At 75.2% G+C, this 12840-nt stretch carries 10 protein-coding genes; 6 read left to right on the top strand and 4 right to left on the bottom strand.

Annotated features, from left to right (window positions below; genetic code table 11):
• Positions 1–1050 (bottom strand): putative Ig domain-containing protein (locus ACIGG8_RS42300; RefSeq protein ID WP_396553906.1); only part of this gene is annotated, 1050 nt, incomplete at its 3' end.
• 170 nt (positions 1051–1220) lie between these two features.
• Complete coding sequence (locus tag ACIGG8_RS42295; RefSeq protein WP_396553905.1) at positions 1221–2108, bottom strand: hypothetical protein; 888 nt, start codon at positions 2106–2108, stop codon at positions 1221–1223.
• Positions 2109–2287: 179 nt separating this feature from the next.
• Here ACIGG8_RS42295 and ACIGG8_RS42290 point away from each other — a divergent pair, with 179 nt between their 5' ends.
• Positions 2288–3409 carry an alpha/beta hydrolase gene (locus ACIGG8_RS42290; protein WP_396553904.1) on the top strand — a complete coding sequence of 374 codons (1122 nt, stop codon included), beginning with the start codon at positions 2288–2290 and terminating at the stop codon, positions 3407–3409.
• 142 nt (positions 3410–3551) lie between these two features.
• Positions 3552–6035: an ArnT family glycosyltransferase gene (locus ACIGG8_RS42285; RefSeq protein WP_396553903.1), complete on the top strand. Its 2484-nt coding sequence runs from the start codon at positions 3552–3554 to the stop codon at positions 6033–6035.
• 93 nt (positions 6036–6128) lie between these two features.
• On the opposite strand, the gene ACIGG8_RS42280 is transcribed toward ACIGG8_RS42285, so the two are convergent.
• Positions 6129–7694: an alpha/beta hydrolase gene (locus ACIGG8_RS42280; RefSeq protein ID WP_396553902.1), complete on the bottom strand. Its 1566-nt coding sequence runs from the start codon at positions 7692–7694 to the stop codon at positions 6129–6131.
• Between the two features lie 93 nt (positions 7695–7787).
• Positions 7788–8783 carry a GTP 3',8-cyclase MoaA gene (gene moaA / locus ACIGG8_RS42275; RefSeq protein WP_396553901.1) on the bottom strand — a complete coding sequence of 332 codons (996 nt, stop codon included), beginning with the start codon at positions 8781–8783 and terminating at the stop codon, positions 7788–7790.
• Between the two features lie 129 nt (positions 8784–8912).
• On the opposite strand from moaA, the gene ACIGG8_RS42270 reads away from it, so the two are divergent.
• The 4 genes from ACIGG8_RS42270 (at position 8913) to ACIGG8_RS42255 (ending at position 12764) form a co-directional block, all read left to right on the top strand.
• The gene (locus ACIGG8_RS42270; RefSeq protein ID WP_396553900.1) at positions 8913–9548 is read left to right on the top strand and encodes an NTP transferase domain-containing protein; all 636 of its coding nucleotides are present in this window, start codon (positions 8913–8915) and stop codon (positions 9546–9548) included.
• A gap of 141 nt (positions 9549–9689) precedes the next feature.
• Positions 9690–10544 (top strand): hypothetical protein, encoded by an 855-nt coding sequence (locus ACIGG8_RS42265; RefSeq protein ID WP_396553899.1) that lies wholly within the window; start codon positions 9690–9692, stop codon positions 10542–10544.
• A 202-nt stretch (positions 10545–10746) separates the two neighbouring features.
• Positions 10747–11589: a hypothetical protein gene (locus tag ACIGG8_RS42260; RefSeq protein WP_396553898.1), complete on the top strand. Its 843-nt coding sequence runs from the start codon at positions 10747–10749 to the stop codon at positions 11587–11589.
• A gap of 164 nt (positions 11590–11753) precedes the next feature.
• Complete coding sequence (locus ACIGG8_RS42255) at positions 11754–12764, top strand: (2Fe-2S)-binding protein (RefSeq protein WP_396553897.1); 1011 nt, start codon at positions 11754–11756, stop codon at positions 12762–12764.
• The last annotated feature ends 76 nt before the right edge of the window (positions 12765–12840 follow it).

The following is a 12840-nucleotide window of genomic DNA, read 5'->3' as shown; positions in this document are numbered from 1 at the left end:
GGACTTGCCGGCCGAGTCCTTCACCGTCACGGTGACGTTGGAGGTGCCCGCCGCGGTCGGGGTGCCGGTGATCGCGCCGGTGGAGGCGTTGATCGACAGACCGGCCGGCAGACCGGTCGCCGAGTACGACAGCGGAGCCGTGCCGCCGGACGCGTTGATCTGCAGGTTCACCGCGCCGCCGACGGCGGTCGACTGGTCACCGGGGCTGGTCACCGAGACCGCGCCGCTGCCGGCCGGCTTGGTGAGCAGGCAGCCGGCCACGTTGAGGTCGATGGTCCGGCTGGAGTTCAGGCAGGTGGTGAACCAGTAGGTCTCCTCGCCGTAGCTCTGGCCCTTGACGGCCTTGGTGGTGCCGTCGGCGGCGACCTCGCACGGGTTGTTGAGGGTGCACATCGCACCGTCGTCGTTGCCGGTGTTGTTGATGCCGATGATCCGCCCGCTGGCGGAGTCGATGATCGGCGAGCCCGAGGTGCCGTGCGTGGTGTTGCAGCCGGAGCTGTAGCGCAGCGAGTCGTGCCAGGTCCACTCGTCCTCGCGGAGGGTGGGCACGAACCCGTTGACGGAGCAGTTCCAGACCTGCTTCCAGTACGAGGAGGGTATGTACATCGCCGCGCCGTCGACCGGGTGCGCGTCGCTGACCGTCAGCGCGGTGGCTCCGTACTTGGAGGTGATCGAGCCGTAGGTGTCGGTGAGTTGGTAGAGCGCGACGTCGGTGCCGGTCATCGTCGCGTAGAGCACCTTGTCGGCCTGGACGGTGCCCAGGCTGTTGCCGGCGCCGTCGAGCAGGGTGCCGCTGCGGCTGGCGCTGACGTTCTGGATGACCTGGCCGGCCGACGGCATGGTCGGCAGGCAGTGCCCGTTGGTGAGCATCAGCGCCCGGTCGCCGGCCACCGAGGTGGGGTAGCGGACCAGCGAGGCCGAGCAGTTGCTCAGGGCGATGGTGGACGTCAGGTCGGCCGCCTGGACGGCGTGCGCGGGGACGGCGGCGAAGGCCAACCCGCCCGCGACGACGGCACTCGTACCGGCCACCGCGACAAGTCTCTTGAACATGGCTCTCCTTGTGGGGGATCGCGGGGTGTACGACTGGTCGCCGACGCCCGCGCCGCACGAAAGTGCCATGGCCACCTCAAGGGGTCAACCGTTCTGGCCGAACTCGCCACTCCTCACGGCTTGTTGTGCCACCCGGACACAACCACCCGTCCCGGTATGCCCGTTACGCACTACGGCTGCGGCGCGGAGTTCACGGTCTGCCCCTCGGCCTGGACGCCCCCCGCGCCCTTCACCGGCGTGAGGTCGAAGTCCCAGCCGGCCCCGCCCTGCGGGTTCGGGAACGCGAACTGGTCCTTGTACTTGACGAACCGGCAGTCCTGGGTAAACTGCCTCGCCTCGGAGTCCCAGTCCGCCCCGGTGGCGACGTAGACGTCGTAGGAGCCTTCCTTGATGCCCTCGACGGCGGTGCTCTGCCCCTTGGCCGCGTACACCGAGGCGACCGACTTCCCGTCCTGGGCGAGCGTGAGGACCGCGTCCGCCGGGCCCCTTTCGTTGTCGATGTGCAGCGCGCCCTTGCCGGCCTTCCCGCCGTCGCGGACCAGTGCCCCGTTCTCCAGGACCCGCAGCTGCGGTTGCGGCGAGGGGAACCGGGGCACGACGAGGCCGGTCCGGTAGCCGGCCGCGGTCAGCTTGCTGAGGGCGGCCGAGACCGCCGCCATGCCCGGACCGGCGCCGAGCCTCGCCTGGGCGACCCCGACGGTGCAGAGCTTGTGCTGGAGGACGTCGCCGCGCAGCGCCGACGACTCGGCGGCGAGCGCGGTCAGGCCGTTCGCCAGGTCGGTGCGGGCTTGGTCGGCGTCGGCCGGTGCGGTGACGGTGTTCAGGTTCCGGACGGCACGGCCGATGTTGGACTCGACTCCGGCGAGGGCGGTGTCCAGCTCGAACGTGGTCTTGGCCGTCACCGCCTTCCCCAGCCCGGTGTTGACCGGCGCGAGCGCCTGGTCGAGCACCGTGCCGTACGGCGTCGGCGACGCACTCGGCGCGGCCGTACCGCCGCCCCCGCCCGAACAGGCCGCAAGCAGCAGTAACCCGCCGACGACCGGACCGGACCTGAACACGGACCTCACGGACCTCACTGACCTCATGACCCCACCCCGGTTGTCATCCGACGCGCGCTCCCCGCGCGCACACGAACGGACATGCTGCCGAGTACGAACCGCACCGGTCAACAGGGCCCGTACGATCATCGGAAGGGCCCGCCCCGGCCCGTCCGTCAGGGTCAACTACGATCGGGCACGTGCTCAGCCTCACCGGACTCCCCCTCCAGATCATCGCCTCGGTCCTCGCGATCGCCGTCTTCGCCGCCACCATGTGGCTCTGGCCGCGGTTCGGCGGGAAGGGCTGGAAGGCCTGGTCGGGCCGGATCGGCGCGTTCCTGGCCACCCAGGTGTCGGTGCTGGCCGCGATGGGCCTGATCGCCAACAGCTACTTCGGCTTCTACAGCTCCTGGACCGACCTGCTCGGCACCAGCGGCAAGCTCGGCACGGTCGTGGACCACGACCCGAACGCCTCCGGGGTGGCCGTCACCGGTCAGCAGAGCTTCTACTCGGCGCAGGGCTCGGAGCCCGAGCGCTCCGGGCTGATCCAGAAGGTCGACGTCAAAGGAGCCGGCAGCGGTCTGAGCACCGAGGCGTACGTCTACCTGCCGCCGCAGTACTTCCAGCCGGACTTCGCCAAGCAGCGCTTCCCGATGGCCCTGGTGCTCACCGGCTACCCGGGCACCCCGGAGAAGCTGATCTCGCTGATGCAGTACCCGGCCTCCACCCTCGACGCGATCGAGCGGAAGAAGCTGCCGCCGACGATCCTGGTGATGACCCGCCCCACGCTCGTCGGCGACCGCGACACCGAATGCGTGGACGTGCCGAACGGCCCGCAGGTGGAGACCTTCTTCACCACCGACCTGCCCAAGGCCCTCGCCACCACCTACCGGATCGGCACCGACCCGGCGAACCGGGCCGTCATCGGCAACTCCACCGGCGGCTACTGCGCGCTCAAGTTCGCGCTGCGCAAGCCCGACTCGTACCCCTCGGCGGTCGCCCTCTCCGGCTACTACAGCGCCGCCCACGACCCGACCACCGGCGATCTGTTCGGCGGCAGCGACAAGCTGAAGCAGGAGAACGACCTGCTGTGGCGGCTGAAGAACCAGCCGGCCGCCCCGGTCAACCTGCTGCTGACCACCGCCAACGACGAGAACAACTACGACGAGACCCAGGCCATGGTCGCGGCCTTCAAGGCCCCCACCAAGATGTCCACCATCACCCTGGACACCGCCGGCCACAACTTCCACACCTGGACCCGGGAGATCCCCCCGGCCCTGGAGTGGCTGGGCAGGCACATCACCATGCCCGCCGCCGCCTAGCCGGGCCTCCGACGCCGACTTCGACGCCGGGGCAGACGCCGGGGCCGAAGCAGACGCCGGGGCCGAGGCCGCCCGGCAGATCACACCCGTCTCACAGCGCCGTCTCACGGTTCTCTCAGTCGGGCCACGCACCGTATGGCGCATGACCACGAGCAGCTACACCCCTCCGGCCGGCGACCCGTGGCCCGAGGCCGCGAACCACCCGCCGCCGGAGGTGCCAGAGCCGGACCCGGTCCGGCCGGACCGGGCACCGCTCTTCCCCGAGCAGCCCCTGCCGCCCGTCGGCCCCAAGGGCCCCGCCTCCTGGTCCGGCCGGCTGCGCACCCTCCCCGCCCGCGCCTGGCGCGGGCGCGCGGACGACCCGCGCTGGGTGCGCCCGGCCCTGCTGGCGCTGCTGGCCGCGACGACCGTCCTCTACCTGTGGGGCCTGAGCGCGTCCGGCTGGGCCAACGCCTTCTACTCGGCCGCCGTCCAGGCCGGCTCCGAGAGCTGGAAGGCGTTCTTCTTCGGCTCCTCCGACGCCGGGAACTTCATCACCGTCGACAAGCCCCCGGCCGCACTGTGGCCGATGGCGCTCTCGGCGCGGGTCTTCGGCCTCTCCTCCTGGTCGGTGCTGGCCCCGCAGGCACTGATGGGCACGGCCACCGTCGGCGTGCTGTACGCGACGGTGCGCCGCCGCTTCTCCCCGCTCGGCGGCCTGCTCGCGGGCGCCGCGATGGCGCTGACCCCGGTCGCGGCCCTGATGTTCCGCTTCAACAACCCGGACGCGCTGCTGGTGCTGCTGCTGACCCTGGCCGCGTACGGGCTGGTGCGGGCGACCGAGGCGGCGAGCACCCGGTGGCTGCTGTTCACCGGGGCGATGTTCGGCCTCGCCTTCCTCACCAAGACCCTGGCGGCCTTCCTGATCCTGCCCGCCTTCGCGGTGATCTACCTGGTCGTGGCACCCACCGGCTTCTGGCGGCGGGTGCGGCAGACCCTGCTCGCGGGCGTGGCGCTGGCGGTCTCGGGCGGCTGGTGGGTCGCGATCGTCGAGCTGATGCCGGCCTCGGCCCGCCCGTACATCGGCGGCTCGCAGGACAACAGCTTCCTCTCGCTCACCTTCGGCTACAACGGCCTCGGCCGCGTGGACGGCAACGAGCGCGGCAGCGTGGGCGGCGGCGGGCGGCTCCCGGCCGGCTTCGACCTGCCCGGCGGGGCCGCGCCCGGCGGCGGACGCGGCTGGGGCGAGACCGGCCTGACCCGGATGTTCGGCACCGACATCGGCGGGCAGATCGCCTGGCTGATCCCGGCCGCGCTGATCCTGCTGCTGGTCGGCCTCTGGGGCACCCGCCGTTACGCCCGCACAGACACCGCCCGCGCGGCGTTCCTGGTCTGGGGCGGCTGGCTGCTCTCCACCGCGCTGATCTTCAGCTTCATGTCCGGGATCTTCCACCAGTACTACACGGTGGCGCTGGCCCCGGCCGTCGCGGCGCTGGTCGGCATGGGCGTGGACGGGCTGTGGCGGGCGCGGCACCGGCTGCCGTGGGCGCTGGTGCTGGCCGGCACGCTCGCGGTGACGGCGGGCTGGGCGTTCGTGCTGCTCGGCCGCAGCTCGGACTTCCTGCCGTGGCTGCGCTGGGCGGTGCTGGTCGGCGGGCTGGCGGCGGCGGTCGCGCTCGTCGGCGGGCAGCTCGCCGGGCGGACCTCCGGCCGGACCGGCGCGCGGATCGCCTCGGTGGCGGGCCTGGTGGGCCTGGCGGCGGCGCTCGGCGGCCCGGCGGCGTACGCGGTGGACACCGTCGACACGCCGCACACCGGCTCGATCGTGACCGCCGGCCCGGGCGTGCAGGGCGCGTTCGGGCCCGGCGGCGGGCGCAAGGGCGGCAGGGGCTTCCCGGGCGGCGGACAGGGCTTCCCCGGCGGCGGCAACGGCCGCTCCTTCGGTCAGGGCGGCCAGGGCGGCCAGGGCGGCCAGGGCGGTCAGGGCGGCCAGGGCGGTCGACAGGGCTTCCCCGGCGGGCAGAACGGCGGGGGCTTCCCCGGCTTCCCCGGCGGCGGCACCGGCTCCGGCAACGGCAACGGCTCGGACCACGCGAACGGACGCCACCAGCGCGGCGCCAACGGGACCAACGGCGGGAACGGCACCTTCCCCGGTGCCCCCGGTGCCCCCGGTGCCCCCGGCTCGACCGGTGCCGAGGGCACGGCCCCTGGCGGCTTCCCCGGCGGCGGCATGGGCGGCGGCGGCATGGGCGGTCTGCTCGGCGGCACCAAGGTGAGCGAGGAGGCCGCCGCCCTGCTCAAGGAGAACGCCGACCACTACACCTGGGCCGCCGCCACCGTCGGCTCGCAGAACGCCGCGAGCTACCAACTCGCCACCGGCGAGCCGGTGATGGCCCTCGGCGGCTTCAACGGCACCGACCCCTCGCTGAGCCTGGCGGGCTTCCAGAAGTACGTCCAGGAGGGCAAGGTCCACTGGTTCGTCGCCGGCGGCTCCCGCGGCGGCTTCGGCGGCGCCGGCGGCAGTGCGGAGGGCGGTGAGCGGCAGGAGTCGGAGAACAACCGGATCGAGTCCTGGGTCGCCGCCCACTTCACCGCCAAGACGGTCGGGTCGGCCACCTTCTACGACCTGACGGCCCCGACCTCCTGACCGTGAACCCCCGAGGGGGCGTGCCGCGTCCGCGCGGTGCGCCCCCTCCGCCGCACCCGCACCCGGGCCCGCGCCCGCGCCCGCCGGAGCCGCTCAGTCGGACGGGCAGTGCGTCCCCGCCGCCGGCATCCGGCCGTCCACCAGGAACGCCGCGATGGCCGCCCGGACGCACCCGCTCTTGTCGTACGCGGTGTGCCCGTCGCCCTCGCGGGTGAGCAGCACGCCGTGCTCCAGCCCGGCCGCCAGCCGCTGCGCCCACGGGTACGGGGTGACCGGGTCCTCGGTGGAGCCGACCACCAGGATCGGGGCGCTGCCGGGCGCCCGGATGACGTGCTGGAGTTCGGTCGAGCGGTACGGCCAGGGGCGGCAGTCCGGGGCGAGCAGGGTGGTCAGCGGGTTGTGCCGGCTGGTCAGCGGGGCCTGGACGGCGAGGTCGGCGAGGCCCGCCTTCAGCTGCGCCGCGTCGGGCGCCGGGAGGTCCGCGCAGGAGATGGCCGCGTAGGCGTCCGCGACGGTCGCGTAGCGACCGTTCTCACCGCGCCCGGTGGCGCCGTCGGCGAGCCCGAGCAGGGCGTCGGCGTCGCGTTTCCGGACGGCCGGTCCGAGGGCGTCGACCAGCCGGTACCAGGAGCGGTGGCCGTCGTAGAGCACGTTGAGGACGGCGGTCCAGCCGAGGGCGGCGGTGACGGTACGGCCGTCGGAGGCGCGCAGCGGGCGGTTGCTCAGGCCGTCGAGGAAGTCGGCGAGGCGGCCCGGGGCGGCGTCCGGGTCGGCGCCGAGCGGGCAGTCGGCGCCGTCGTCGGTGGCGCAGGAGGCGGCGAAGTCCCGGAACGCGGTCTCGCCGGCGACGGCCTGTTCGACGTCGAGCTGCACCGCGTCGGTGCCGTGCTCGACGGCGCCGTCGAGCACGAGGCGGCCGGTGCGGCCGGGGAACTCCTCGGCGTAGAGCGCGCCGAGGTGGGTGCCGTAGGAGAGGCCGAGGAAGTCGAGCTTGCGTTCGCCGAGGGCTCCGCGCAGCACGTCGAGGTCGCGGGCCGCGTCGCGGGTGCCGATGTGCGGCAGGTCGGCGTGGCTCGCCACGCAGGCGTCGGCGAGGACCCGGCCGTGGTCGTACGCCGGGTCGTCGGTGGCGTTCCACCGGTCGCGGGTGCGGTCGTCCAGGCAGTGGACGGGGGTGGTGTCCCCGGCGCCGCGCGGGTCGAAGCCGACCAGGTCGAAGCGTTCGTGCAGCCCCTGGTAGCTCTTCCAGTCCGCGCGGACCATGGTGACTCCGGAGTTGCCGGGCCCGCCGGGGTTGACCAGGAGGGCGCCGATCCGCGCCTGCGGGTCGGCGGCGGGCAGCCGGGCGAGGGCGACGGCGACGGTGCGGCCGCCGGGGTCGGTGTAGTCCAGCGGGACGGTGAGGGTGGCGCACTCGATGGTCGCCCCGTCCTGGCCGCCGTCCTCGTCGTCGGGGCAGGGCCGCCAGTCGATCCGCTGGCCGTAGAGCGCGCGCAGGGCCGGCGCGGTGCCGACGGCGACCAGGTCGTCGAGCGGCGGCCGGCTGCCGGTACGGCCGGTCGCGCCGGAGCCGGTGCAGCCCGCGAGCAGGGCGAGGGAGGCGCCAAGGGCGAGGGCGGGCAGGGTACGCCGGGGGAACCTGGGGAAGCGGGAGGTCATCGGGGCCACCGCCCACGAATACCATCCGACCCGGCCCCGCCTCGAACCCGGGTCGCACCGTGCCCGGCGCCGACCCCCGGACGTAGCGCTCCGTCAGCCGCCGATCGCGGACATCGGCCGCTCGGGCCGGACGAAGTCGGCGCTCCCGATGGCGTGTCCGGGCCCCTTGCCCGCGACCGACACCCGCCAGGCCTGCTCGATCGCCGCGTCGTCCGCCCCACCGCGCAGCAGGGCGCGCAGGTCGGACTCCTCCGTCGCGAACAGGCAGTTGCGCAGCTGCCCGTCGGCGGTCAGCCGGACCCGGTCGCAGCCCCCGCAGAACGGCCGGGTCACCGAGGCGATCACCCCGACCACCGCGTCCGTGCCCCCGATCCGCCACTCCTCGGCCGGCGCGCCGCCGTGCCGCCCGACCGGGACGAGCTCGAACCGCTCCCCCAGGGCGGCCAGGACCTCCTCCGCCGTCACCATCGCCGTACGGTCCCACGCACCCTGCGCGTCGAGCGGCATGGACTCGATGAACCGCATCGCGTACCCGTGCTCGACGGCGAACGCGGCCAGGTCGACGATCTCGTCCTCGTTCACCCCGCGCACCGGCACCGCGTTCACCTTCACCGGCCCCAGCCCGGCCGCCTTCGCCGCCGCGAGGCCCGCCAGCACGTCGTCGAGGCGGGCCCGCCGGGTGAGGGCCGCGAACCGCTCGGGCCGCAGGGTGTCCAGGCTGACGTTCACCCGCCCCAGCCCCGCCTCGCGCAGCGCGGTCGCCGTCCGTGCCAGGCCGATCCCGTTGGTCGTCAGCGACACCTCGACCCCCAGCCGCGCGATCCGGCCGACCAGCCCCGGCAGCCCCCGCCGCAGCAGCGGCTCCCCGCCCGTCAGCCGGACCGAGGCGATCCCCAGCCGCTCCACGGCGATCCGCACCAGCCGCACCACCTCGTCGTCCCCCAGCACCGCGTCCCGGGCGAGCCAGTCGAGGCCCTCCGCCGGCATGCAGTAGGTGCAGCGCAGGTTGCAGCGGTCGGTCAGCGAGACCCGCAGATCGGTGTGGACCCGACCGAAACGGTCCACCAGCGGGCGCGGTGCGGTGTTCATCGACCCAGTACAGGCGGCGCACGCCCGCAGGACCAGCGACCGAACCGCCGGGGACCGGCCGCCACCTGCGGCTTCGCCTTGTGGATTCACACAATGCGGGCCCCCGCCCCGCAGGGGCAGGCTGGGGCCATGCAGACTGCGCCGACACCCGCCGGGCCCGTCCCGGACGCCGGGCCCGCCCCGGTCGCCGCCCTCGTCCTCGCCGCCGGGGGCGGTCGGCGCCTCGGCGGGCGTCCCAAGGCACTGATCCGGTACGGGGGCCGGCCGCTGGTGGAGCACGCGGTGGCGGTGGTGCGGGCCGGCGGCTGCGCGGACGTCACGGTGGTGCTGGGCGCGGCGGGCGAGCAGGTCAGGGCCACCGCGCACCTGCCGGGCTGCCGCCTGGTGGCCAACCCCGACTGGGCCGGCGGCATGGGCTCCTCGCTGCGGGCCGGCCTGGCCGCCCTGCCCCCTGGGGCCTCGGCGGTGCTCGTCATGCTGGTGGACACCCCGGGGGTCACCCCGGCCGCCGTCGCCCGGCTGCTGGCCGCGCACCGGGCGGGCGCGGAGCTGGCCGCGGCGGCCTACGACGGCCGACGCGGCCACCCGGTGCTGATCGGCGCCCGGCACGTCGCCGAGGCGGCCGAGGGCGCCCGCGGCGACGCCGGCGCCCGCGCCCTGCTGACGGCGCACGCGGCGGAGGTCGTCCTGGTCGAGTGCGCCGACGTCGCCGTCCCGGACGACCTCGACACCCCCGCCGACCTGGCCCGCTGGTCCGCCGGGTGACCCTCCTCCCCCGGACGGAGGCCGCCCGCCCGCGGCCCCTGATCCGTCCCTGAGGATTGCCCCATTCCGCGCCCAGCGCCGGACATTTCGGGGAGCATGGGAATCGTCCCACCCACCCGACACCGACGGACGGAGCCCGCGATGGCAGGACTGCCCGACGACTTCACCGGACACGACCCCACGCGGCCGGGGGCGGGCGGTGGCGCCCGGGCGATCCGCTGCCCCGCCTGCCGCCGCGAGCACCTCTACGAGCCGCCCTCGCTGCCCTGCCCCTGCGGCGCCTCGCTCAAGGTGCCGCTGCTGCGCGGCGGAGTGCCGGTGCAGGTGCGCTTCCGCTCCTGGGAGGACTCCTGGCTGAGCATGCGCTGCCCGCACTGCGGCCGCTCCGACCAGTGGCCGCAGCCCGAGTTCACCTGCAACTGCGGCGCCACCGTCCGGCTGCCGGTGGACCGCACCACCCGGCTGGGCAGCGGCACCGCCGGCCCGCTCGCCGCCCCCGGGCCGCAGGCCTCCCGCCCCCACCCGGCCCACCCGATCGGCGCGCCGGTGCCCGCCCCGCCCGCGCCGCCCGGCGCCTCCACCGGCCGCACCCGCCCGTTCCGCCACCGCGCCCCCTTCCGCCCGCACCCGGTGCGCACCTCGCAGGACGCGGTGTTCACCGCCGCCCGCTACCTGGAGTGGCTGGGCTTCGACGACCTGGAACTGACGGAGGCGCAGGAGCGCGACGGGGTCACCCTGCTGGGCAGCCGGATGGTCGCCCAGGTCGACACCTGGACCGAGCCGGCCGACGTGAAGTCGGTCGAGTGCCTGTGGCTGCAGACCCTGCACGCCGAGGAGATGGCCGCCGCGATGTTCACCCTCGCGGGCTATTCGCACCAGGCCACCGTGCGCGGCGAGCAGCTGCTGGTCGCCCTGTTCAGCCTGGACCTGGCCGGCGTCCCGCAGCCCGCGAACGGCGCCGCCGAGGCCCTGATGGAGACCGGCTGGACCTCCTGACCACCCGGAGGCCCCTCTAGATCATTTCTCCGTCGAAAGCAACAACCTCCGCTCGTGATCTGGTGCACAAGCTCACCCCCGTGTTGAATTGCCGCCACAGCGCGGGCCTTTCGCCCTGCCGTTGCCATGCGCACGGGTCGTGGCGGCAGGGCCCCAGGGGCGGGTCCGCGCCCCGCTGGATGGCGCACACAAGGAGGTGGCGTTGTCGGAGCACGGATGGGGCCCGAGCGGCCCGGACGGGCGGGGGCGGGCGGCACCGGAGGAGCCGGGCGACACCGTGTGGCGACTGAGGTCCCGGGCGTGCTGGCAGGAGGCCGCCGAACTGTTGCGCCCGGCCGCCGAGAACGACCCGGCAGCCGCCCTCGGGCGGGCCGAACTCCTCATCGAGCAGTGCCTGTTCACCGCCGCCAACTGGACCCAGGCGGAGCAGGCGCTGCGCCTGGCGGAGGCACTGGCGGCCGGCACCGAGCAGCGCGCGGGCGCCGCCTGCGCCCGCGGCTTCCTCGCGTACGTGGCGAGCGTGCTCGGACCGCGGGACCGGCTGGACGAGGCCCAGGCCGCGCTCGGCCGCACCTCGGCCCTGCTGCCGCCGGACGCGCCGGGCCGCCCGCTGCTGGACTTCCGACGCGGACTGGTCGCCGAGAACCTGCTGCGCGACCGCAGCGCCGCCTGGATCGCCTACCGCCGCGCGCACGAGGGCGCCGGCGAACGCGGGGACGAACTGCTGCGCTCGTACACCTGGCGCCACCTGGCCGCGTTGGCGCTCTCCCGCGGGGACCGCGGCCACGCCCGGGAGGGCTTCGACGCCTCACTGCGGCTGCGCGAGCAACTCGGCTTCACGGTGGGGGTGGCTCCGGCGCTCGCGGCGCTCGCCGAGGTGTCCGAACCGGCCGAGGCCGCGCGGCTGCGCGCCGAAGCGACCCGGCTGGTGCAGGCCCTGGGCGGGGTCCCGGTCTGGCTCGCGCGCCAGCTGGGCGCCGCCCGCGCGCCGGGGCCTCCCCCGGACGGACGCATCGCGAGCGAGACCCGGGGAACAATCAGCTAAGGTGAGCCTAACCTGGCTGGGGTGAGCAGTGCCCCGGCCGGGTCGCCTTGCCGTTCCCCCGGGCACCGCCATGCCCCGGTCCGACCGCGCCCGCCGCACCACCGGCACGGGGCGCCGCCGGGCGGTCCATGGGCGGGCCCCGGTCGACCCGATGGGGCCCGCCCATGACCGCGAGCAGCACCAGGCCCGGCCCCACGCCGTGCGCCCCCCGCAGCGCCGGGGCGCACGCCCCCACCGGCACACCGGACTCCCCCGTCCCGGGCGCCGCCTCGTACCACCGGCTGTCCGGACTCACCACCGCCCTGCGCGTACGCTGCGCACCGCCCCGACGCGGCGACGGCTGGCTGCCCGCCGCCGAGCTGGCCACCCGCCCCGGGGCGGTGCGCGAGCTGATCGCCCACGACGCCCGGCGCGGCCTCGCCCGCTACGAGCAGCCGCTGCGCCCGGACGTCGCGGCCGGCTTCGGCCTGCACCGCTTCGTCTGGCCGGTCTCGCTGCTGTTCACGCTGCCGTGGTTCCTGGAGCGGCGCGTCCCGCTGCTCGCCCTCGCGGACGTCTCGCTGCGCCGACGCTCCGAGGCAGTGGAGCTGACCGTCCGCCCGGGCGGGTTCGTCTGCCTGCCGGACGACCCGGCGGCGGGCGCGGCGGCCCGCACGGTGCCGGACCGGGACGCGCTGGCCGCCGAACTGCGGTGCGCGCTGGGCGGGTTCCTGGCGCCGGTACTGGCCGCCTTCCGCCCGGAGACGCGGCGCGGGCCCCGGGTGCTGTGGGCGATGGCCACGGACGCGGTGGTGGAGGGGCTCTGGTACGCGGGCGGGCTGCTGGGGGAGGCGGATCGGGCGCAGGCCGAGCTGTCCGCGCTGCTGGCGCCCGGCGAGGAGAGCGGGGGCGCAGGCTCCGGCGAGCCGAGCGGGCACGGGCGCGGGGGCGGGCGCGGGCGCGACGAGCCCGACAGGCGCGGGGGCGGGCGCGACGAGCCCGCGTGCGCGCCCGGCGCGGGCGGGGGCCCCGCCCCGGCCCCGGCGCCCTTCACCCCGGGCGCCGGCTTCGCGCCCCCGGCGCCCGGCTGCGCCGACGCTTCGGGCACGGACCGGTCCCGGGCCAGCTGTTGCCTCGTTTACACCGTGGATCCGGAGGACATGTGCGGCGGTTGTCCGCGCGTCACGCGGAGTTGACGAACGTTCGTCCGACACCGGATCCGGAAAGCCCGGAATTCCGGGAACGATCCACGCCCAATTAGTCAGACAATAG

It is taken from the genome of Kitasatospora sp. NPDC085464, from assembly GCF_044541955.1.
Taxonomy (GTDB): Bacteria; Actinomycetota; Actinomycetes; order Streptomycetales; family Streptomycetaceae; genus Kitasatospora.
This window is presented reverse-complemented; position numbering and strand designations above follow the sequence as displayed.

What these genes read in the sequence shown, in the direction of transcription:
- ACIGG8_RS42285 (WP_396553903.1), top strand. Translation starts at nt 3,552, where the DNA reads ATGACCACGAGCAGCTACACCCCTCCGGCCGGCGACCCGTGGCCCGAG.
- ACIGG8_RS42280 (WP_396553902.1), bottom strand. Translation starts at nt 7,694, where the DNA reads ATGACCTCCCGCTTCCCCAGGTTCCCCCGGCGTACCCTGCCCGCCCTC.
- moaA (WP_396553901.1), bottom strand. Translation starts at nt 8,783, where the DNA reads ATGAACACCGCACCGCGCCCGCTGGTGGACCGTTTCGGTCGGGTCCAC.
- ACIGG8_RS42270 (WP_396553900.1), top strand. Translation starts at nt 8,913, where the DNA reads ATGCAGACTGCGCCGACACCCGCCGGGCCCGTCCCGGACGCCGGGCCC.
- ACIGG8_RS42265 (WP_396553899.1), top strand. Translation starts at nt 9,690, where the DNA reads ATGGCAGGACTGCCCGACGACTTCACCGGACACGACCCCACGCGGCCG.
- ACIGG8_RS42255 (WP_396553897.1), top strand. Translation starts at nt 11,754, where the DNA reads ATGACCGCGAGCAGCACCAGGCCCGGCCCCACGCCGTGCGCCCCCCGC.